This is a genomic window from Shinella oryzae (assembly GCF_023038235.1).
Classification (GTDB): Bacteria; Pseudomonadota; Alphaproteobacteria; order Rhizobiales; family Rhizobiaceae; genus Shinella; species Shinella sumterensis.
The window spans coordinates 1,511,671-1,531,892 of sequence record NZ_CP081988.1 but is presented as its reverse complement, the minus strand read 5'-3'; the positions used below and the strand labels follow the sequence as shown (position 1 = coordinate 1,531,892).

16 protein-coding genes and 1 pseudogene are annotated in these 20,222 nt (G+C 59.4%); 5 read left to right on the top strand and 12 right to left on the bottom strand.

What is annotated here, in order from left to right:
• Positions 1-51 precede the first annotated feature (51 nt).
• The gene (locus tag K6301_RS23325) at positions 52-1,011 is read right to left on the bottom strand and encodes a quinone oxidoreductase family protein (RefSeq protein WP_247221209.1); all 960 of its coding nucleotides are present in this window, start codon (positions 1,009-1,011) and stop codon (positions 52-54) included.
• 196 nt (positions 1,012-1,207) lie between these two features.
• Between K6301_RS23325 and K6301_RS23320 the strand changes: the two genes are divergently transcribed.
• The 4 genes from K6301_RS23320 to K6301_RS23305 all read left to right on the top strand — a co-directional run bounded on the left by K6301_RS23320 (position 1,208) and on the right by K6301_RS23305 (position 6,205).
• A complete protein-coding gene (locus K6301_RS23320) occupies positions 1,208-2,116 on the top strand; it encodes a LysR family transcriptional regulator (RefSeq protein ID WP_247221208.1) in 909 nt (302 codons plus the stop codon).
• 289 nt (positions 2,117-2,405) lie between these two features.
• Complete coding sequence (locus K6301_RS23315; protein WP_134650222.1) at positions 2,406-3,023, top strand: (2Fe-2S)-binding protein; 618 nt, start codon at positions 2,406-2,408, stop codon at positions 3,021-3,023.
• A 3-nt stretch (positions 3,024-3,026) separates the two neighbouring features.
• Positions 3,027-4,028 (top strand): FAD binding domain-containing protein, encoded by a 1,002-nt coding sequence (locus K6301_RS23310; RefSeq protein WP_247221207.1) that lies wholly within the window; start codon positions 3,027-3,029, stop codon positions 4,026-4,028.
• Entirely contained in the window at positions 4,025-6,205 is a 2,181-nt protein-coding gene (locus K6301_RS23305) for a xanthine dehydrogenase family protein molybdopterin-binding subunit (protein WP_247221206.1), read from the top strand. The genes K6301_RS23310 and K6301_RS23305 overlap by 4 nt, the downstream gene beginning before the upstream one ends.
• Before the next feature lie 236 nt (positions 6,206-6,441).
• On the opposite strand, the gene K6301_RS23300 is transcribed toward K6301_RS23305, so the two are convergent.
• The 3 genes from K6301_RS23300 to K6301_RS23290 are packed head-to-tail and all read right to left on the bottom strand — an operon-like array spanning position 6,442 to position 9,109.
• Entirely contained in the window at positions 6,442-8,076 is a 1,635-nt protein-coding gene (locus tag K6301_RS23300; RefSeq protein WP_247221205.1) for an NTP transferase domain-containing protein, read from the bottom strand.
• Complete coding sequence (locus K6301_RS23295) at positions 8,073-8,780, bottom strand: XdhC family protein (RefSeq protein WP_247221204.1); 708 nt, start codon at positions 8,778-8,780, stop codon at positions 8,073-8,075. Before K6301_RS23295 ends, K6301_RS23300 begins: the two co-directional genes overlap by 4 nt.
• Positions 8,780-9,109: an XdhC family protein gene (locus K6301_RS23290; protein WP_247221203.1), complete on the bottom strand. Its 330-nt coding sequence runs from the start codon at positions 9,107-9,109 to the stop codon at positions 8,780-8,782. The genes K6301_RS23295 and K6301_RS23290 overlap by 1 nt, the downstream gene beginning before the upstream one ends.
• 623 nt (positions 9,110-9,732) lie before the next feature.
• On the opposite strand from K6301_RS23290, the gene arr reads away from it, so the two are divergent.
• A complete protein-coding gene (arr, locus tag K6301_RS23285) occupies positions 9,733-10,146 on the top strand; it encodes an NAD(+)--rifampin ADP-ribosyltransferase (protein ID WP_247222499.1) in 414 nt (137 codons plus the stop codon).
• 134 nt (positions 10,147-10,280) lie between these two features.
• Here arr and K6301_RS23280 read toward each other — a convergent pair whose 3' ends face one another.
• The 8 genes and pseudogenes from K6301_RS23280 to K6301_RS23245 form a co-directional block, all read right to left on the bottom strand.
• Positions 10,281-11,606, bottom strand: a complete 1,326-nt coding sequence (locus K6301_RS23280) for an NAD(P)/FAD-dependent oxidoreductase (protein ID WP_247221202.1) — start codon at positions 11,604-11,606, stop codon at positions 10,281-10,283.
• 12 nt (positions 11,607-11,618) lie between these two features.
• Positions 11,619-12,509: an ABC transporter permease gene (locus K6301_RS23275; RefSeq protein WP_247221201.1), complete on the bottom strand. Its 891-nt coding sequence runs from the start codon at positions 12,507-12,509 to the stop codon at positions 11,619-11,621.
• Positions 12,510-12,551: 42 nt separating this feature from the next.
• Positions 12,552-13,501, bottom strand: a pseudogene (locus K6301_RS23270) (ABC transporter permease).
• Between the two features lie 124 nt (positions 13,502-13,625).
• Positions 13,626-15,287, bottom strand: coding sequence for a peptide ABC transporter substrate-binding protein (locus K6301_RS23265; protein ID WP_247221200.1), 1,662 nt, complete (start codon positions 15,285-15,287; stop codon positions 13,626-13,628).
• Positions 15,288-15,426: 139 nt separating this feature from the next.
• Positions 15,427-16,758 carry an NAD(P)/FAD-dependent oxidoreductase gene (locus tag K6301_RS23260; RefSeq protein ID WP_247221199.1) on the bottom strand — a complete coding sequence of 444 codons (1,332 nt, stop codon included), beginning with the start codon at positions 16,756-16,758 and terminating at the stop codon, positions 15,427-15,429.
• A 1-nt stretch (position 16,759) separates the two neighbouring features.
• Positions 16,760-17,470: an SDR family NAD(P)-dependent oxidoreductase gene (locus tag K6301_RS23255; RefSeq protein ID WP_247221198.1), complete on the bottom strand. Its 711-nt coding sequence runs from the start codon at positions 17,468-17,470 to the stop codon at positions 16,760-16,762.
• Positions 17,470-17,955: a MarR family winged helix-turn-helix transcriptional regulator gene (locus tag K6301_RS23250; protein WP_134650214.1), complete on the bottom strand. Its 486-nt coding sequence runs from the start codon at positions 17,953-17,955 to the stop codon at positions 17,470-17,472. The genes K6301_RS23255 and K6301_RS23250 overlap by 1 nt, the downstream gene beginning before the upstream one ends.
• A 297-nt stretch (positions 17,956-18,252) precedes the next feature.
• The gene (locus K6301_RS23245; RefSeq protein ID WP_247221197.1) at positions 18,253-19,899 is read right to left on the bottom strand and encodes an ABC transporter ATP-binding protein; all 1,647 of its coding nucleotides are present in this window, start codon (positions 19,897-19,899) and stop codon (positions 18,253-18,255) included.
• Between the last annotated feature and the right edge of the window lie 323 nt (positions 19,900-20,222).

The window sequence follows — 20,222 nt, the reverse complement described above, 5'->3', positions numbered from 1 at the left end:
CATCTATCAGCTCCATCACTCTCGCGCGGTCCCAATGCCTGCCGCGGGCCATTACGGCTCCATGATGACCCGGCCAAGTGGTTTCGCTCTCTCCGCAAAATCATGGGCGGCCCTGGCTTCAGAAAGGGGAAAAGCTCTTTCGATCCTAACCTCGATCTCCCGGCTCTCCAGCGCGACCAGTAACGCGTCGACCGTCGAGCGTATCCGGGGCCTTTCGAAAAGCGGGCCCATGAAGACCCCGTGCAAAGTCTGGTTTGACTGCATCGCTGGCCACAGATCCACCGAAAGCTCTCCACCGCCCGCGTTCCCCACAAACACGAGACGGCTCTCGGGCGAAAGGACAGCGAGCGAAGAAGGCAAGGTCGCGCCAACGGGATCGATAACGAGATCGACACCGTTGCCTTTCGTGATGTCTTGCACGGCTTCAACAAGGTCTTGAGAGGACCGATCGATAACGTGATCGGCGCCAAGCGACGATATTTTTTCCAGCCGCATTTCCCCGCTTGAGATGGCAATTACCGTTGCTCCCGCTTGCGCTGCGAGTTGCACCGCTGCGAGGCCAACTCCGCCGGCAGCGCCCTGAATGAGGACCGTCTCATGACGAAGGAGACCACCCCTGGCAAAAAGGCAATGATGGGCTGTTCCGAAAGATATCGGCAATGCTGCCGCTGACGCTGCATCCACGCCTGACGGCAGGAGCCACGTTCGGGTCGCAGGCACGGCCCATAGTTCGGCATGCGAGCCCTGCATGTCAAAAGCCGTCACTCTGTCTCCGATCTTCCGGTCCGCGACGTTTGCACCGACTGCCACGACCCGCCCGGAGGCCGCATACCCTACAATCCACGAGCTGCTGGAAGGCGGCGTGGACCTCCTGTTGATCAAGTCCCCGCCTTCGATGGAAATCGCATCTATAGCGATAAGGACATCACCCGGCCCCACTTTCGGGTCGGGGACCTCTTTATAGTTCAGCACATCAGGAGGTCCCGGGTGATCGTAAACGGCCGCCTTCATTTCTCTTCCCCTGCCTGGTCCGTAACACAGTGCCGCTGTCGCTCTAGGCGCTCCCCGGGCCGAACGGCGGCTCTCCGGCCGCCGAGATGCTTGCCGTGGAGCGTGTTTCGAACGCAACGGTCATCAGAGGATAGACGGCAGGGTACATGTTGATAAGTTGCTGCGTTTCAAGCGGGCCTATAGAGGAGATCGACAAATGGACAGGCTGATCCTTCGCGATTTGGCGGTTTTCGAAGCCGTTGCACGCCGAGGGAGCTTCACGGCGGCGGCATCCGAACTTGGTGTCAAGCAATCCACTCTCAGCTACACGATTGGCCAGCTCGAAAGGAAACTTGGCGTTCCTCTCCTTGCAAGAACGACCCGAAGCGTGGCGGCAACCGATCCGGGGCGACGTCTCCTGGAAATCCTCGGCCCGGCGATGCGCGACCTCAGGGAGGAACTGGAGAGACTGCAGGAAGCAAGCGAGACGGTTGCAGGCACCGTCCGGCTGACAATGATCCCGGCCGCATTCGAAAGTGTCGTCAGGCCGACGCTGTCAAATTTTTGTCAGCGGTATCCTGACGTCAAGCTCGACATTTCGACGAATGAAGGCTTCAATGATATTGTGGCGGAAGGCTTCGATGGCGGCATCCGCTTCGGGACGCTCATCGACAAAGATATGATCGCGCTCCCATTGACCAAGTCGACTCCCGTCGTGATCGCAGGGTCTGCATCCTACTTTGAGAAGCACCCGATCCCTGGCGTCCCAGAAGATCTGGCTGTTCATCGCATCGTGACATACCGCTACAAGAGTTCATCGCGGCTCTTTCGGTGGCCGTTGCAAAAGGGACGCCACAAGTTCGAGTACAAAGCTGACGCAGCCTTGATCTTCGACGACGGCGCGGCAATTCGATCGGCCGTCATGGACGGGATGGGATTGGGCTTCCTGCTTCGATCTCAAGTTGCCGATGAACTCGATGCCGGCAAGCTCAAGCAGGTCCTTGCAGAATGGCTGACCGACCTGCCGGGCTTTAGTCTTTACTACCCGAGCAGACGGAGAACCTCGCCCGCGTTCCGTGCACTCATCGAGCATTTCAAAGAGGTCGGTAAAGCGAAGAACTCTTGATCTCTTTGGCCCACCGCTCGGCTGTTCAGGGGTAGCCCGATTGCGCCTGCTGTTGCGAACGCCGTTCTCGCCTTGTCTGGCAGGCCAAATCCACCCCTGCCATTTTTTGAGCAGAGACCCGAATGTCGGCTTTTCGATTGCAAAGCATGGCTAATCAGTCCGCGTGGAATTTCCCAACTAATCATTCCGACTTGCCCGATTTATTTTGGTACGGAATGAGATTTCGGACTGCGAGCCGAAACGGATGACGCCCCACGATTGTTGCACTTCAACAGGAGACGAAATCCAGATGTCAGACGCGCACGATAGCAAGATTTTCGAAGTTACCCGACGCCAGGTGTTGGAGGTTGGAACGATTGTTTCAATGTCTGGAATGCTCCCGGCGGCCGCACAGGCACAAGGTTCGGTCTCACAACCCACGCCGGAGAACGGCGCGACGGTCAGGGTCAGCTTTCAAATCAACGGCCAGCCGGGTGCCATGGAGATTGATGCCCGAGCATCCTTGCTGGATATGCTGCGTGAGCGACTGGGTCTTGCCGGCGCCAAGAAGGGATGCGACCACGGTCAGTGCGGTGCCTGCACTGTCCACATCGACGGGCGTCGGGTCGCTTCCTGCCTGACACTCGCCGCCAAAGTCGATGGCCGCACCGTCACGACGATCGAAGGCATCGGCAGCGCGGACGCTCTACATCCCATGCAGCAGGCGTTCATCGACCACGATGCGTTGCAGTGCGGGTACTGTACGCCCGGTCAGATCATGGCGGCAATTGCTTGCGTGAAGGAAGGCCATGCGTCCACGCCCGAAGACATCAGGGAATATATGAGCGGCAATATCTGTCGATGCGGAGCCTATGTCGGCATTGTCGCTGCGATCCAGCAGGCAGCTCCCCAGATCGAGCGGGGCTGAGCCATGAGGTCATTATCCTATGTCCGAGCCGGCAACGTTCGCGAAGCAATCGAGGCATTTGCTGCGGCTGGCGAAGGCGCACGTTACATTGCCGGCGGCACGACGCTATACGATCTGATGAAGCTTGGCGTCGAACGCCCCGCTCACCTGATCGACATCGCCTCCCTCGAAGGGGCCGATCGGATTGATACACGTGGCGACGTTCTGTTTTTCGGTGCTGGAGCGCTGATGGCGGACGTTGCCGAAGATAATGTCATACGCCATGACTATCCGGTTTTCGCCGAGAGCCTTTCAAAAGCGGCGTCCCAGCAACTCCGCAACATGGCAACCGTCGGCGGCAACCTGCTGCAGCGAACCCGCTGTCCCTATTTCAGAAACGGTGCGATCGGTGCTTACCCGTGCAACAAGCGGGAGCCTGGCTCCGGATGCGCCGGTATCGGTGGCGTTGATCGCGGGCAAGCCGTTCTCGGCGCCAGCGACGCTTGTAACGCCGTTTCGCCGGGTGACTGGCCCGTAGCGTTGACGGCGATGGACGCGACGATAGAGATCAGCGGCCCCGCCGGAACTCGGTCGGTCCCGATTTCCGACTTTTACCGGTTGCCTGGCAATACACCGCATCTCGAATTCGCGATCGAAGCCGGCGAGCTCGTGACAGGGATATCCGTGCCGAAAACAGCAGCCGGCAGAAACTCAACCTACCTCAAAGTGCGCGACCGGGAGTCCTATGCCTTTGCGCTGGCGTCGGCAGCCGTAGCGCTTCGGATGGACGGCAATCATGTGCGACAGGCGCATATCGCTCTTGGCGGCGTCGCAACCCGCCCCTGGCGCGCGCGCGAGGCGGAGGCGCTTTTGAACGCTCAAACGATTGACAGGGAGATTGCATTGGCGGCCGGCAGAGCGGCATTCGCCGACGCGCGGGCAGGAGAGCACAACACATTCAAGATTGAACTTGGCGCTCGTACCCTTGCAGACGCCATCATGATCGCTGGAGGGAAGATTCAATGACACAGGAACGGACTGCTGACCGCCCTCGGGTCGATGCCTATGAAAAAGTGCTTGGTCGCGCGCTGTATGCGGCAGACCAGCCGATCACCGGCCTGCTTCATGCGATGACGGTTCCGGCAACAATCGCAAAGGGACGTATCGAAGCGATCGACGCGACCGTCGCACAGAAGGTGCCGGGGGTCGTGCGCGTTTTCACATATGAGGATTTCTCTCAGATCGAGACGACACCTGCTGCTCGCGGTGCCTATGGTCAACCCGGCAAGGGCCATCAGCCGATGACGAGCCCTGTCGTGCGCCACCGAGGCGAAGCGGTTGCCCTGGTTGTTGCCGAGACGTTGGAAGCCGCTATCGAGGCCGCCGAGGCTGTCAAGGTCCGCTATGCCTCGGAGCCGTTCAGCGCTCGCATGGAAGACGAGCTTGCCAGCCCCGAGGCCGAGCCCGACCGCCAGCTGTCTTCCGGTGATGCGCAAGCAGCGTTCGCTGCAGCCAATCATCGCATTGATGTGGAGTATCTGCATCCACAGCAGCATCATAATCCGATCGAGTTGATCTCGACGACCGCCGCATTCGAGGATGGCGAGCTTAGGATTTATGAGGGAACGCAGGCGGCGTCCGCCTTCGCCGGCGGCCTTGCAGGCATGATGGGAATGGACCCGACGCGACTGCGCGGCGTGAGCCCTTATACCGGCGGAGGCTTTGGGCAGAAGAACGGTATCCAAGAGCAGAGTGTGCTCGTCGCAAGTGCCGCCGCCTTGCTGCGCCGGCCGATAAAACTCGTGATGCCACGCGGTCAGCTGTTTCATACCGCGTCCTATCGCCCACGGAGCCGCCACCGCATTCGGCTGGGGGCGGATGAACAGGGGCGTCTGCTGGCCGGGCTTTATGAAACGGTCCAGCAGAATAGCCGGTACGATGGATTTGCGTGTGACCACGGGGCCAATCCCCCACGTATGTACGGCTACCGTACCTGGCAGGGAAGTGACCGGATCGTCAGAGTCGATACGCAGACTCCCGGACATCAGCGCGCGCCCCATGAGCACCCCTCGAGCTACGCTACGGAATGCGCGTTGGATGAACTCGCAGAGGCTGTCGGAATGGACCCGGTTGAGTTCCGCCTCGCCAACGACACCCAAAATGATCCGATCACAGGCAAACCTTTCTCATCCCGTCATCTCGCGGGCTGTTTGACGCGCGGAGCCGAAATGTTCGACTGGAAGCGACGGCGGCGCGAGCCGGGCGCGTTGGTCGCGGACAATGGCGACCTCATAGGCCTCGGCGTCGCATGCGGGAGTTACAAGGGATCGATGACCGCCGCCGTAACGACGCTTCGTCTTTTTGCAAGCGGACGATGTGAAATCGCGACCTCCGGTCACGAGATGGGGCAAGGCATCCGCAGCGTCATCGCTGCCGAGCTTATCGAAATTCTTGGTGTGGACCCGGCGAAGCTCGATATTCGCATCGGCGACACCGGACATGCGCCGCAGCATATAACCGCCGGCTCATGGGGAACGGGCAGCGTTGCGCCGGCAGCGCGAAGCGCCGCGATGAAAATGCGGGAAGAGCTTAGCGCTCTCACCGGTGCTCCATTGTCGGAAGAACCGGTTCATGTCCAGCTTGCCCGAACCCGTCGCCTCTCCTTGGAAGTCACTGACAACACGATCCCTCTCGGCAAGGACGGGCAAGTGATCGAGCAATTGCGCAGAGGCATCCCATCCACGACCGGCCCGGAGTATCCCGAGTTCATGGCCTTCAGCTGGATCGCCCATTTCGCCGAAGTTCACGTGGAGACGTCAACCGGGCGTGTGCGCGTTAAACGCGTCGTCAGCGTTGTCGACTGCGGCCGGGTCATGAACCGGCGAACGGCGGAAAGCCAGGTCCGGGGCGGTGTCGTCTGGGGAATTGGTGCGGCGCTTCGTGAGGCGGGTGAAACAGACCCTCGCTTCGGCGGCGTGCTTAACAACGATCTTGCCGAATATGTCGTGCCGGTCAACGCCGACATCGGCACCATCGATGTCGATTTCATCGGTGAACCGGACTTCAAGCTCAACATGTCCGGCGTCAAAGGTCTCGGCGAAGTCGCAATGGTCGGAGCGGCCGCAGCCGTCGTCAATGCTGTCCACAACGCAACGGGCAGACGGATCCGGCATCTGCCAATACGCATCGAAGACTTGCTCTGACAGCCGTGCCTCAACGGCAAGGCATGAAAGATGGAGAAAGGGCCAAGCATGCCCTTTCCCGTGCACAGTCCCGCGACCGAAAAAGCGGCATCCTGTCCTACAGCCTTTGAAATTCCGGAGTGCTTATTGCGTCGGATCCTCATGATGCTGACCGGCTGCGGCACCGCCTCTCCCAAGGCTGACATCCGCACTGGATCGGCAGCGACGTAGGACGGTCGGCGATTAGACGGAAGACTTCATGTTGTCAAAACCCCACCGGCCGCCCGAACGGCCTCGGGGGTATCCACGTCCAGATGCGCCGCATCGCCGATATCCGTGTCGATAATCGGTAGTCCCGAAGTTTCGATGATATGTCGCGCTCCGATATCGCCCTCGAGCCGCATTACAGCGTCGCCAAGCGATTTGGGAAGAATGACCGGATTGCCACGCTTTCCGCGTGAGACTGCGCGGACGATCGCGCGCCCGGAAGCAGAGCGGAAGGCTGCGATCAGGAGATTGAGATCGTCTGACTTCACGCCGGGCATATCGGCGAGCATGACGAGAACACCATCCGCATCGCGCGCTGCTGGAGCTGAAAACCCTGAAATCAGCGAGCTTGCCATACCGGATGCATAGTCAGGGTTCTCCACAGCCGTCACCTCCAGTCCGGACAACGCGACCATAATCTCGCTTCGCCGGTGGCCTGTCACGACGATGACGGATGACGCGTCGGCAGCAAGGGCAGTCTTCGCCGTACGGCGCACAAGCGGCTCGCCATCGAACTCGGCCAACAGCTTGTGAGCACCGCCCTCGCCCATTCGGCTCGCCTTACCGGCGGCGAGAATGACCGCTGCGACAGTCGCGGCCCGGCGATTTTCCTCGAAGCTTTCCCGCGGCCGCGGCCTGGTCTCGATCTCCATCAGCAGCCCTCCGACACCCATGCCCGCCAGATCCCGGGCATCCGGCTTCTCACCCGCGAGAATGCGGTCCAGAACCCAATCGAAGCCGTTCTCTTTAGGGCTCCGGGCGCATCCAGGCGCCCCCACGACATAGGTCTCGCCAATCCGTCCAAGAACAATCAAGTTACCGGGATCGACTGGCATGCCGACGCTCAGAACCTCGCCTCCTGCCTGGCGGATAGCTGCGGGTATGACATCATCCTCATCGATTACCGCCGAAGCCCCAAAGACAATGACAAGCTTCGGAGAGCGTTCAGAGGTGGCCATTGCCTGGCCGATGGCGGTGGCAACGGCATCATGTCTGTGAGCCACCCGCTGCTCGCGTTCCAGCCGGTTGCCATATGCCGCAAGCCGGCGCTCCAGGATACGCGCCGTCTTGTCCATGACCGCGGGCTTCAGCGACGGCAGTTGCGTGGCGACAAGCGATACCGCGTGTTCTCTGAACGGTTTGACCTCGAAGGCCGCGGCCATTCTCAAGGCGTCGCAAGCGGTCTCGACCTTGTTGCCCGGCAGAGCAAGCGGAATGATCTTGAACGTTGCCACCATGTCCCCAGCCCGGACACGCACATGATCGGCGAGACAGGCCAGTGTAATCGCCGGATCGATCCGATTGACGCGATTGACGACATCACGATCTGCGACGAAGAGCCCGTCAGTTGCGGCATAAACGTTCACGCGCCCGGTCGCAGCTTCGGAGAAACGCAGGTGGTCCGGCGCGATAGCCGCAGCAAGCCGGCGGGCCGCCTCGTTTTCGTCGAGGTCGCCGTCCTCCATCCGCGCTGCGGTGACGCTGGCGATACCGGCCTGCTTGAGTGCCTCGACATCCGCTGAAGAAACACGGTGCCCTTTGCCCAACGTCCGCTCCGGCAATCGAACCGCGTGCGCCAATATTAACCCTTCCGCACTGGCAACCGGAAATTCGCCGAATGTCATTGAACGTCGCCCTTCCGCAATATGATATCACGCGTTCGCAACGCCTCGATAATCTGTGCGAGGATGGCGACCGCGATCTCGGCCGGACTGGCAGCTCCGATAGGCAACCCGACCGGCCCGTTGATGCGGGCGAGCGCCTCGTCGGCAAAGCCCTCGGCCCTCAGGCGATCCAGACGCGATGCATGCGTTCTTCTGCTTCCGAGAGCCCCGACATAGAAGCAACCGCGACGCAGGGCCTCCGCAATCGGGAAATCATCTATTTTCGGATCATGCGTCACGGCAACCAGCGCAGTGTAAGTGTCGAGCGGCTTGTCCTTCAATGCATCCGCCGGCCAGTCCGTCACCAGGTTGATCCCGGCAAAACGCTCAGGCGTTGCAAATGCCGTCCGCGGGTCAATGATACGGACACCAAAGCCGGCGAGTGCCGCCATCTTTGCCAGGACCTGACTGATATGAACGGCTCCGATAACAACGATATCGGGTGGCGGCAGATAAACGTTCAGGAAATAGCGAGCACCGTCAAGCTCGACAACGCTTGAACGCCCGGAGCGGAACGCAGAAGCCACCGCCTCGCCGCGGACACCATCAAGCTCATCACCTTCTGCAATGACGCTCGCATCGCCGCTGCCGATATCGGTGATCAATGCAGCCGCAACCCGCGCCCGCCTGCAGGCGTTCAGCCGCTCTAGCGTCGCAAGCTCCATCAGCCAAGCCTTTCTACATAGACGCGAATGCGTCCACCGCAGGACAGGCCGACGCGCCAGGCCGTCTCATCGGCAACGCCGAATTCCAGCATCTTCGCCTCACCGGTACTTATGACATCGAGTGCTTCGGAGATAACCGCGCCTTCGACGCAACCTCCCGAAACGGAACCTTCAAAATTGGCGTCGCTATCGATCACCAGATGGCTCCCTGCTGGCCGCGGCGCCGAACCCCATGTCTCGATGACGGTAGCGATCGCGACCGCGCGGCCGCTCTTCCTCCAGGTTTCCGCGGTCACCAGTGGATCAAGGTCCATCATCATCTCGTTCATGCAGCACTCCTCGCGCTCTCAAGGCATCCCGTCGCATCGCCGGCCGGATCCGAACGTCGCTGGAAGATGATGTTATCATAACGGCAGTTCTCCTCGCCGTCATACCTACTTACACGCACCGCAACGAGGTCAGCAGCCCCACTTGGGAATCAACATTATTCAGCTGTCCGAACTGGCGTGCATTAACCAGCGCTCCCCGGACGCCAACCGGGACCAAGAGTATGACGGCCAAGTTCCGCGGCATGATGTATCCGAAGCCAAGCGGCTGAAGACGAGCTGATGCGGCTCCTGGTGAACGTTATGCTCGACAATACGGCTTTGAAAGACCTCCGGGAAAGAATGTGTGATCCGCTTCGTCCATGCAAAGGATACGCGACATTGCAATGGCGATTCCAGTTGCATAACTGTATCCGGCCTCTCGCGAGTGGACTGCTGCTGCAACCTGGTCATAATGAGACCCGCACACGCCGTTTTCAATAAACCGGCCATTATCATCCCGATACGGTGCACGATCCCCTCTGGTCGGCTTAGTACCAGCTCCGGATAACAGCTTGAGCGAGATTTCCTCTCACATGGGTTACGTCGGTCCATTTATTAGAACCGCGCGCGAAGGGAACAAAGCAATGTCGGCAGCTGTGACTGTGTTTTCACAATCATTCTTTCACGGGACCCGTGCAGATCTCCGGCCCGGCGACATGATCACCGTCGGTTACCAATCCAATTTCGCCGGCACGCCGTTGTCGTGGGTATATTTCGCAGGCACCATGGATGCAGCGATATGGGGCGCCGAGTTGGCCGCGGGTGAAGGGCGCGAACGTATCTATGTGGTCGAGCCCACGGCTGCGTGGTTCGACGATCCGAATGTGACGGACAAGAGATTTGCGGGCAATCCGACGCTTTCATACCGATCACGGGACCCGTTGCGGATTATCGGAGAGGTCGTGAACTGGCAGGGCCATTCGGCGGAACAGATCCGGGAGATGAAAAATGGTATCGCGCGGTTAATGCAAGAAGGCAAGAACGTCATTATCGACTGACCGAGGTCAGCTATTGATACTGTTCCGGGCAAGGCCGGTCTCAGCCATCCATGTCCCCCGAGGCATTCAACCTGGATGTAAGCCGGTCACCATGACACAGGGAAGATCGTAAAAATCAGGAGGGCCGCGCTGGTTCAGGCATGGGGTGGCAGTTCCGCTCCAGCCAGTTTTGTGGAGATGTTGTCGCGCAGCCGGTAGTAGCGCAGCATCATTTTCGGTGCGAAACCCATATAGAAGGGCGCTGCTTTCAGTGGCTCCAGCTTAAGGGCAAGTTCGTTTTCCGGCTTGCCGAGCGCCCATTCCGAGAGAATTGAACCGAGCATGGAGCCGGTCGGCACACCGCGGCCCGAAAGGCCGGTCAAAGCAACGACGCCCGGGGCGAGATCGTAAAATCGCGGAACGGTGCGATATTGCATGTCGAGTTCACCGAACCAGAAATAGTCCCAGCGGATCTCCTCCCGAAGCTCGGGATGCAGCCATTTGAGCCTGTCGCTCATGACCTGCCGCGTATAGGCCATGTCGCGGCCGCGGCGTCCCATGGGAGACATCGACGCGACGATCCGGCCTTCGGCATTGTATTTGTAGACATAGATGTCACCGCGACCATCATGAATGGTCGTGTTATGCGGCAGGACGGTCCGGCGCGTCTCTTCGGACAGGATTTGCGTGGCAGCAACGAATACGCGCTGAATCTTGAAGGTGCGGTCGAGCTTGGGCCAGCCGCCCACCGTATAGGCACCGGTGGTAAAGATCACTTTCGATGCGACCACTTCTCCGCGATCCGTCGTCACCTTCCAACCGCTACCAATGTCGCGCTCGCAACCTGTGACTGTCGTGCCGGTGAATATCTTCCCGCGCTCCTGAATGACGGCACGGCCGAGACCGCGGGCGTAGCCGAGTGGATTGAGATGGCCGGCCTCTTCATGCAGCCAGCCGCCGTGAAAACGCGGACTGCCTGTGACCGCCGCCACCTCGTCACGGCAGAGCAGCCGGGTTTTTGCGCCCACCGCATTATAGGTCTCGACCTTGCGCCTGATCTCATCCATCGCGCCCTCATGCGGCGCGCCCATCACATAGCCGTTCTGCACCCATTCGCAGTCGATCTGGTAGTCGCGGATCATGCGCGAGACGCGCTCATTCGCCCGCGTTTGCCGTTCTATAAGCCGCTCCGCGAAGGGTTCACCCAGCATCCTGCGCAACTCGTGCAGGCTGTAATGAGTAAAGGTGGGCGTGCAATGCCCCGCATTGCGACCGGACCCGCCGAAGCCGATTTCCTGCCGCTCCAGCAGCACGACATTCACGCCGGCTTTCGCCAGCTCCAAAGCGGTTGTCAGGCCTGTATAGCCTGCGCCGACGATGCAGACATCCGCCTGGACGCGGCCGGAAAGAGGCTCGGTATGCGGCGCTGAAGCGGCGGTCGCATACCACAGCGTCACGTCAAAGGGTGAGAACGAGACCATCCGCCAACGCCTTCAGCTGAGATCGCTGCGCGCATCGAGCGCATCACGAAGCCCGTCGCCGATGAAATTGAAGCTGGTGACGGCAAGGGTGATGGCGACGCCCGGCACGATGGCGAGCCAGGGAGCCTTGTCGAGATATTGCTGTGCTCCGTTCAGCATGTTGCCCCAGCTTGGCAGAGGCGGCTGGATGCCATAACCGAGGAAGCTGATATAAGCTTCCAGAAGGATGGCGCGCGCAACCGTGAGCGTGGCGGCGACGATGATGGGGCCAACGGCGTTTGGCAGCAGTTCCCGGAACATGATCCAGCCATTGGGCAGGCCGAGCATGCGGGCTGCCATGACGAAATCACGCTCACGCAAGGACCGCACTTCCGCTTCAACAAGCCGGGCAATCTCCATCCAACTGGTGACGGCGATGATCACCGTAATCATGAACGGGCTCGGTTTGACGAAAGCAGCGAGCGCCAGAAGCAGGAAGATGCTGGGAAACGACAGAAACGCATCGACGAAGCGCATCAATACGGCGCCGATGCGGCCGCCGTAATAACCGGCAACAACGCCGATGATGGTGCCGATCAACGTCGAGAGAACCATGGCGAAGAAGCCGACAAGCAGCGAGATGCGACCGGCATTGAACAGGCGTGCAGCTATATCGCGTCCGAGCGGATCGGTGCCGAAAATATGGGCGCCGGTCATTGGCGGAGCAAAGCGGGCGCGCAGATCGATGAACAGTTCATCATAGGGCAGAATATAGGGCCCGATCGTGCAGGCGAAAATCATGACGGTGATCATGATGAGGCCGAGCACGGCCAGCTTGTGGCGGGCGAAACGGCGCAGCGTGCGGTTCTGCCACCAGTGGAACCGCGGTGTAGTCGATGAGGGATGGAGTGTTGCAGCGGACATGGTCTTTCCTTCGATTGGGTGCGGCATTTCGTCGACCTGGCCCTACCCCAGCCGGATACGGGGATCGACGAGAGCGACCAGGAGGTCGGCGAGCAAGCTTCCGAGGAGCACGAGGATGGCGGAAAACATCAGCAGTCCCATCACAACGGGATAGTCGTGATAACCGAGGCTATCGAGGAACAGGCGGCCCATGCCGGGCCAGGTAAAGACGGTCTCCGTGACGAGCGCGCCGCCGAGGATCGTCGGAAGCTGGAGACCGGCAAGGGTGATCATCGGCAAAAGCGCATTGCCGACGACGTGTTTCATCAGAACCCGACGCGGCGTCAGCCCCTTGGCGCGGGCGGTGCGCACGAAATCCTGATTGATGACATCAAGCGTCGCGGTCCGCATATAGCGGCTCCAGACGGCGATGTTGACGAGGCGAGCACGAGGCTCGGCATGATCAGGTGAATTGCATAATCATAAAAAGACTGATCACCGATCGTGTACATGTTGCCCGCTGGCAGCCATTTCAGCCTGAGCGCGAAAACATAGATGGCCACCAGCCCGAACCAGAAGGTGGGAATGGACAGGGCCACCATCGCCCCGATCGTGGCGGTGTAATCGAACAGCGTATAGCGTCTGGTAGCCCCCTTGATGCCGAGCCAGGTGCCGACGAGGATGGATATGACCGTTGATGAGACCATCAGCAGAAGCGTCGCGAACAAATGACCTGAGATGATGTCGAGAACCGGTCGCTGGTCGCGGTAAGATTTCCCCCAGTCGCCTTGTAGCAGACGCCAGGCCCATTCGAGATATTGGACCGGCAGGGGCCGATCGAGGCCCATCTGGTGGGCAATACGGTCGAGCGCCTCCCGCGTCATGCCGGGCGTCAGGGCAAATTGCGACAATGGCCCGCCGGGCGCGAGATTAAGGATCGCGAAACCGATGATCGAGACGAGCAGCAGAAGCACGAGGCTCTGCCATATCCGATGGAGAAGAAAGGTCAGCATGATGAGGCTCCATGTCGCATCGTGGAACTGGCTGGCAACCATCCACGAATAGCCGTCAGAGTGCCGGCTGTTTCAAAGCCGGCACTGTCGCGTCGATTGGGAGGAGGGGCCTTCGCCGCGGGCTTTATGCCACGCGCCAGGTGGCGACGTTCCACGTATCGATGCGGGTGTTGACGTTTGGCGTCACGTTTTCGACGCCCTGCTTGTGACCACGCACCGTTGCATATTGGAACAACGGCAAAAGCGGCAGCTCCTTACGCATGATCTCCTGGATCTTCAGGTAAACGGCCTTGCGCTCCTCCGGCACAAAGAGGCTGCCGCCCTTGGCCAGAAGATCATCGACATCCTTGTTGACGAATTGCCACGTATTCTGGCCCGAGCCGCCTTTTGCACCACTTGAGGTGGAGCGGAAGAAGTCCGAAGTATCGGGGTCAGGGCCGGTCAGGAAGTCGAGCCCGACGATAACCGAATCGAACTTCGACAGCATCCAGTAGTCACCCCACATCACAGCGGGCGGCAGGTTGGAAATGGTCATCTCCACGCCGATATCCTTGAAGGATTGCTGCATGTATTGCTGAACCTGCTCGCGGATATGATTGCCAGCCGTCGTTGAGCAGGTGAAGGCGAGTTTCACGCCATCTTTGGCGCGCACACCATCCGCGCCGGGAACCCAGCCCGCATCATCGAGCAGCTTGTTCGCTTTCTCGATGGAATATTCATGCTTGGGAAGATCGGGATTATAATAGAAAGATTGCTGCGGAACGTAGCTTTCGGTGGGTGTCGGCAGCCCGTAATAGAGCGCCTCGATGATCGACTGTTTGTCGATCGCTGCATAGAGCGCCTCTCTTACGGCCGCATCCTTGAACTGCGGGCGCTCCATGTTGAACGAGAGCGATTCGATCGTCGAGCCCGGCACAACATTGACCACCTTGCCGGCAAGGTCCTTCGCCTCGTCGTAATGGTCGGGCGTGATCCATTGCAGACCCACGACGTCAATGTCGCCGGTCTTGAACTGGGTGTACATGACGTTGAGGTCGGGCACATACTTGTAGACCAGGCGCTCGATGTGCGGACCATCACCGAAGTACTCCGTGTTGGCGTCGAGAAGGATGTAGTCGCCTGCAACCCGCTCCTTCCACTTGAACGGGCCTGTTCCAATCGGTGCGTTGTTATAGGCGGCGGTATTGCGGTCGGCTTCCGCGCCGAGAAGATGCTTCGGCGTGATGAAGGTGGAGGCGAGGATCGACGGATAAGGCGCGAAGGGTTTTTCCATTCTCCAGGTGATTTCCGTCGGCGAAACCACCGTCAGATCACGCACGAACTCATGTCCGGTCTTGCGCCATGAACGGAAGTTGGGATCGACCAGGAGTTCCAGCGTGAATTTCACGTCTTCGGCGGTGAACGGCTTGCCATCGTGCCACTTCACGCCGTCGCGCAGCTTGACCTTCCAATTGAGGCCATCGGCGGAAATGCCGCCGTTTTCGACCGTCGGCACTTCAGCGGCAAGAGCCGCGACGAAGGCGCCCTTCTCATCGACATAAAACAGCGGGTCGAAGATGCTGAAATGGATACCTTCATCCACTTCGATATGTGGCATATGCGGGTTGAAGACGGTTGGCTCCTGCGAGAAGCCGACCGTCAGTTGGCCCTTGGCGTCCTTGTCCTGCGCCATGGCGCGGGAAAAGCCAGGAAGGCCGGAAAGCACGACGCCGGAGGCGCCGAGCGCCAAAAGGCCGAGTGCCTGGCGGCGAGTCGTATTGATAAGCGGCTTGTTCTGGTCGGACATTTTTAGTTCCCCTTGTTCCGATGGTTGAACACGACGATTATTTTTGCTTCCACCTCTTTGGGCGGTACTACTCCCGTCAGCAGTTGACTGCCTCATGCGTCAAAAGGATCGGCGGCACGAGGCCGCCGGACTTGCCATGTCAGAAGCCGCTGACCAGCTCGATCTTCGAACCGTCGCTGAAGCGGCCGAAACGGAAATCGCTACGATCGACAATCGGATCGCGGCCGGTGACGATATCCGCCATGAGTTTTCCCGCCGCCGGACCGATGCCAAAGCCATGTCCGGAAAAGCCGGTTGCGACATGGAAGCCCGGGATGGCGTCGATATTGTCGATCACCGGAATGGCGTCTGGCGTTACATCAATCATGCCCGCCCAGCGCTGGGAAATTTCAGCCTTTTCGAAGACCGGGAAGGCTTTCTTCAACTTGGCAAAGGCTCCATCCGTCATGTCCATGACCGGAACGGGGTCGAGCACGCGGTTATATTCGAAGGGTGAAGCCTCATCGAGCGCCCAGCGGCGCGGGATGCGCCATTCATCATAAAAGCGGCCTGTTAGGCGCAAGTTAAGCGAGCGCCATTCATGTCGCAGGGCCGGCAGGAACTTCAGCGCGTAACGGAAGGATGCCGGCACGATATCGACGACGTTCTGGAAGCCGTTCGCGATTGTATAACCACCGTCCTGACGTTTGCGGACGGCAAAACCGTTTGACCAGATTGCCTCATCCGGGCCACCCTCCAGCGGTTTGGTGCGCAGCACGGAATTCATGACCTTGAGCTGCGGCAGGTCGAGGCCGTTATTACCGAGGAAGAGGCTGGACCAGGCCCCACCCGCCATTACCGCCGCTTTGCAGGCGATTTCGCCGCGCTCCGTCACGACACCCGAGACCTTGCCACCGGAAAGCTGGAGGCCGCGCACCGCACATTCGGTCAGGATGAAGGCGCCACGGTCGCGCGCAGCTTCGGCGATGGCAGGGGCGGCGCGCTGGGGCTCGGCCCGGCAATCGCCGGCGGTATAGAGCGCACCGGCAACATCCATGTTAGAGTCAGGATATTTCGCCTTGAATTCCGCAGCACTCAGCATGCGGCTCTCAATCTGGTAACCTTCCAGGTTGCGGTTCCAGCGTTCGTGCTCGGAAAATTCCTGTTCGTTTGCACAGGTGAAGACGATGCCGGAACGCTTGAACCCGGTTTCTCGCCCCGTGCGGCGATTGAGATCCGCCCAGATGCGCAGCGATTCCGCCATCAAAGGCACTTCGCGCGGGTCACGACGGGAAATACGCACCCAGCCCCAGTTTCGGCTGGATTGTTCGTGACCGATACCGCCCTTTTCGCACAGCGCGACACGCAGCCCCTGATCGGCAAGTTCGAGCGCGGTCGAGGTGCCGATAATGCCACCGCCAATTACAACGACATCGACTTCTTTCGGCAATTCCGCATCGCCATGGACGGGAACGACATAAGGACCGGGCATGTCAGAAAAACTCCTCGAGCTGGCAATTGACGGCGAATTCGGCGACAGAAGCCTCGTTCGGTAGGGAGAGCAGCATGGCAATGATGCGGGCGAGATCGGCAGGCTGGGTCATTTGATCTGCCGGTCGTTCGGACAGGGCCATCGCCATATCCGTGGCGACGAAACCGGGGCATACCGCGGTGGCACGCACGCCGCTTTCGAAGCCCGCCTGCCGGATGGCATGCGCAAGCGCAACCGCCGCGAATTTGGAGAGAGAATAGCTGCCGGCCGATGCGGACTTCACCCGCTTGCCGGATAGAGAAGCGAGGATGATGACCCGGCCACGGCCACTTTCGCGCAACGCTTCCCAGGCGGCCTTCACCAGCCGTCTCGGCGCCTTGACGTTGACCGCAAGCATGGCGTCAATGTCATCGTCATCCGCTTCGATTACCGTCTTCGGGATCATGATGCCGGCATTGGCGACGACGGCATCGATACGATCGAAACGCTGCAAGGCGTCGTCCGCCCAACGCTTTTCGGCAGTCGCGTCAAAAGCGTCATAGTGGGCAAGATGGACCTGTGCTTCATGGCCGATGGCCCATTGCGGCAGCGATGGGCTGCGCATGCCGAGCGATACCGACCATCCTTCGCCAAGAAGCGTAGCGGCGACATGATCGCCTATACCCCTGTTTGCCCCTGATATGAGTGCCACGCGTCCTGTCGTCTGCGCCATCATGCAAGCCCCACAATATGCCGATAGGCGCGACGCAGGATGTCGATGACCTGTTTCTGCTCATCTTCTGGAATGAAGCTGAAGAAATCGCGCGATTGCTGCGGCACGATCTCGCGAACTTTCGTTGCAAGTGCCGAGCCGGCTTCTGTGATGTAAAGCTCCTGGGCGCGGCTGTCGTCCGGCGACACCTCCCGGCGGATCAGATCATGCGACACCATCTGGTCGATAATCCTGCCCATTGCCGAGCGGTCCCGCATCGTCAGATGGGCTATCACCGACGGACGGATGCCCGGATAGTCATCAACGAGCAGCAGGGTCGTGATCTTTCCCGTTCCCTTCGCCACATCCAGCCCGTCCAGCCGGGCATCGAGATCACGCGAGACCGCTAGGTTGATCGTGCGGATGTAAAAGCTCAGCGTGTCTTCAAGCACATCGAGATTGATATCAGTCGGCGATGTCGGCGGATTTTCAGTTGGTTTGGACATGGAGTTCCCGTTCGCATGGTCAAGGATCAGCGTTGGCGCACACGCGTTTCCGGCGTGCCGCAATGCAGGTTTTCGGCCATGTCGTATGTCAGTTTCGTGACTGAATGAAAGAGTAATTAGTGGACAAACGCAACTAGTTTTTACCTCCAGAATCTCGTTTTTATTATTCATATCAGATACTTAAATGCAAAAAAGTTACGCCGCCGAATGTCTGGGATCATCCGGCGATACAATCGGTTTTTGATGTCGCGTTATGCGAGAGTCTGACAAACCGATCCGGCTCGTCAGACTGTGATCTTAAGTGCCGACGGCAGTTGCCGCAGGCTCCCAGTCCGCGCCCGGGATCGCCGCGACGAGTTTGCGCGTGTAGGGGTGGGCCGGCGACCGGAAGATTTTCGTCGGCGGCCCATGCTCGACAACCGTTCCCTTGTGCATGACCAGCACATCGTCGCAAATCTGGCTTGCGACGCGCAGGTCATGGGTAATGAAGATCATCGCCACCTTCATTTCCTGTTGAACGCGCGCCAGAAGCTCCAGCACCTGAGCCTGTATGGAAACGTCGAGAGCAGACACCGCTTCGTCGGCAACAAGCACGACCGGATCGAACATCAGGGCACGCGCAATGCCCACGCGCTGACGCTGGCCGCCGGAAAATTCATGCGGGAAACGGTCATAGGCCTGCTCATCCAGCCCCACGAGTTTAAGAATTCCGAGCGCCTTGGTTCTCGCCTCATGTAGGGCTATTCCGTGAGCAACGGGGCCTACCGTTAAGATCCTGCCGATAGTGTGGCGCGGATTGAGCGAAGCGAACGGATCCTGAAAGACCATCTGAATATAGGGTCGCAACGATCGAAACATGGTTTCGTCCATCACGGCGATATCGCGGCCGTCGAAGTGTATGGAGCCGCCATCAGCGTTCAGCAATTTGAGCAGGACACGTCCGAGCGAGGACTTGCCCGACCCACTTTCACCGACGATGCCGAGTGTCTGGCCCTTGCGGAGCTTGAAGCTTACGCCGTTAACGGCTTTGACGATGCGCGCTTTGCGGAAAAACGAGCCGGAACTGCGATATTCCTTTTCGAGATTTTCAACCTCGAGAACGATGGGGGATTCCTCACTGACCGGACGTTCTGCACTGCGCATTCGCGGAACCGCGGCAACCAGCCGCTGGGTATAAGGATGAGTTGGATTGACCAGCACCTGATCCACCCTTCCCTGCTCCACGAGATTTCCCTTTTCCATCACCACGACGCGATCCGCAATCTCCGCAACCACGCCAAAATCGTGGGTGATAAACATGACGCTCATGTTCTTCCGCTTCTGTATCTTGCGGATGAGGTCAAGGATCTGCGCCTGCGTGGTCACGTCGAGGGCCGTCGTCGGCTCGTCGGCGATGAGGACGTCGGGATCGAGCGCCAATGCCATGGCGATCATGACGCGCTGGCGTTGCCCGCCAGACAGACGGAAGGGATATTGCAGCCGCATCAGCGGCGGATCGGGAAGACCCACTTCCTCAAGCAGTTCCAGCACCTTGGTTTTGCGGGTTTCCCGCGTGCCATAGCCATGCGCTTGCAGTACTTCGGCGATCTGGTCGCCAATTGTCATCAACGGATTGAGGGCTGAAAGCGGGTCCTGGAAAATGATCGAGACCGCCTGGCCCCGCAGAAGCCGGATTTTGTCTTCCCTGGCTGCGAGTATATCCATTCCCTTGAAATGGATTTCGCCGGAGCTGACTTTTATCACCGGTGACAACAGCCCCATGATCGTGCTGGCGGTGACGGATTTGCCGGATCCGGATTCACCGATGATGCACAGGATTTCACCTGCATGGAGGTCGAACGAGATATCTTTGACCGCGTGGGTGCGTTCCATTCCCGGCGGAAGATCCACCGTGAGATTGCGAACGGACAGCACCACGTCGGCTGACGTGGTTGGATGCGACATAAGTTCCCCTTGTTTTTTTGTAACTTTGTTCGCGTTGGCCGACGCGTCATGCGCCGAGAACAATAGTGGACATTATCTACTATATTGTCCAGTGGCGATGATGCGCGCCGAATGAACGAGGTTTTTTCATTTTCACTGAGAAGTGGATCTGGCGCGCAGTTCGTGATCCCTTGATTGCGATAGTCCACGAAGAACGGGATAATGATGAAATCCACGCCTTTGGCCGCCGACACCATCCATGGATCATGTCTCGTGGGATCCAGTCGTCGGAACGACGAAGCGCATCGACGTCGGGCCGCTGCCTCGACGATCGCCTCCGCGTC

Coding starts and splice junctions, on each gene's coding strand:
- K6301_RS23325 (WP_247221209.1), bottom strand. CDS start 1,011: ATGAAGGCGGCCGTTTACGATCACCCGGGACCTCCTGATGTGCTGAAC.
- K6301_RS23320 (WP_247221208.1), top strand. CDS start 1,208: ATGGACAGGCTGATCCTTCGCGATTTGGCGGTTTTCGAAGCCGTTGCA.
- K6301_RS23315 (WP_134650222.1), top strand. CDS start 2,406: ATGTCAGACGCGCACGATAGCAAGATTTTCGAAGTTACCCGACGCCAG.
- K6301_RS23310 (WP_247221207.1), top strand. CDS start 3,027: ATGAGGTCATTATCCTATGTCCGAGCCGGCAACGTTCGCGAAGCAATC.
- K6301_RS23305 (WP_247221206.1), top strand. CDS start 4,025: ATGACACAGGAACGGACTGCTGACCGCCCTCGGGTCGATGCCTATGAA.
- K6301_RS23300 (WP_247221205.1), bottom strand. CDS start 8,076: ATGACATTCGGCGAATTTCCGGTTGCCAGTGCGGAAGGGTTAATATTG.
- K6301_RS23295 (WP_247221204.1), bottom strand. CDS start 8,780: ATGGAGCTTGCGACGCTAGAGCGGCTGAACGCCTGCAGGCGGGCGCGG.
- K6301_RS23290 (WP_247221203.1), bottom strand. CDS start 9,109: ATGAACGAGATGATGATGGACCTTGATCCACTGGTGACCGCGGAAACC.
- arr (WP_247222499.1), top strand. CDS start 9,733: ATGTCGGCAGCTGTGACTGTGTTTTCACAATCATTCTTTCACGGGACC.
- K6301_RS23280 (WP_247221202.1), bottom strand. CDS start 11,606: ATGGTCTCGTTCTCACCCTTTGACGTGACGCTGTGGTATGCGACCGCC.
- K6301_RS23275 (WP_247221201.1), bottom strand. CDS start 12,509: ATGTCCGCTGCAACACTCCATCCCTCATCGACTACACCGCGGTTCCAC.
- K6301_RS23265 (WP_247221200.1), bottom strand. CDS start 15,287: ATGTCCGACCAGAACAAGCCGCTTATCAATACGACTCGCCGCCAGGCA.
- K6301_RS23260 (WP_247221199.1), bottom strand. CDS start 16,758: ATGCCCGGTCCTTATGTCGTTCCCGTCCATGGCGATGCGGAATTGCCG.
- K6301_RS23255 (WP_247221198.1), bottom strand. CDS start 17,470: ATGGCGCAGACGACAGGACGCGTGGCACTCATATCAGGGGCAAACAGG.
- K6301_RS23250 (WP_134650214.1), bottom strand. CDS start 17,955: ATGTCCAAACCAACTGAAAATCCGCCGACATCGCCGACTGATATCAAT.
- K6301_RS23245 (WP_247221197.1), bottom strand. CDS start 19,899: ATGTCGCATCCAACCACGTCAGCCGACGTGGTGCTGTCCGTTCGCAAT.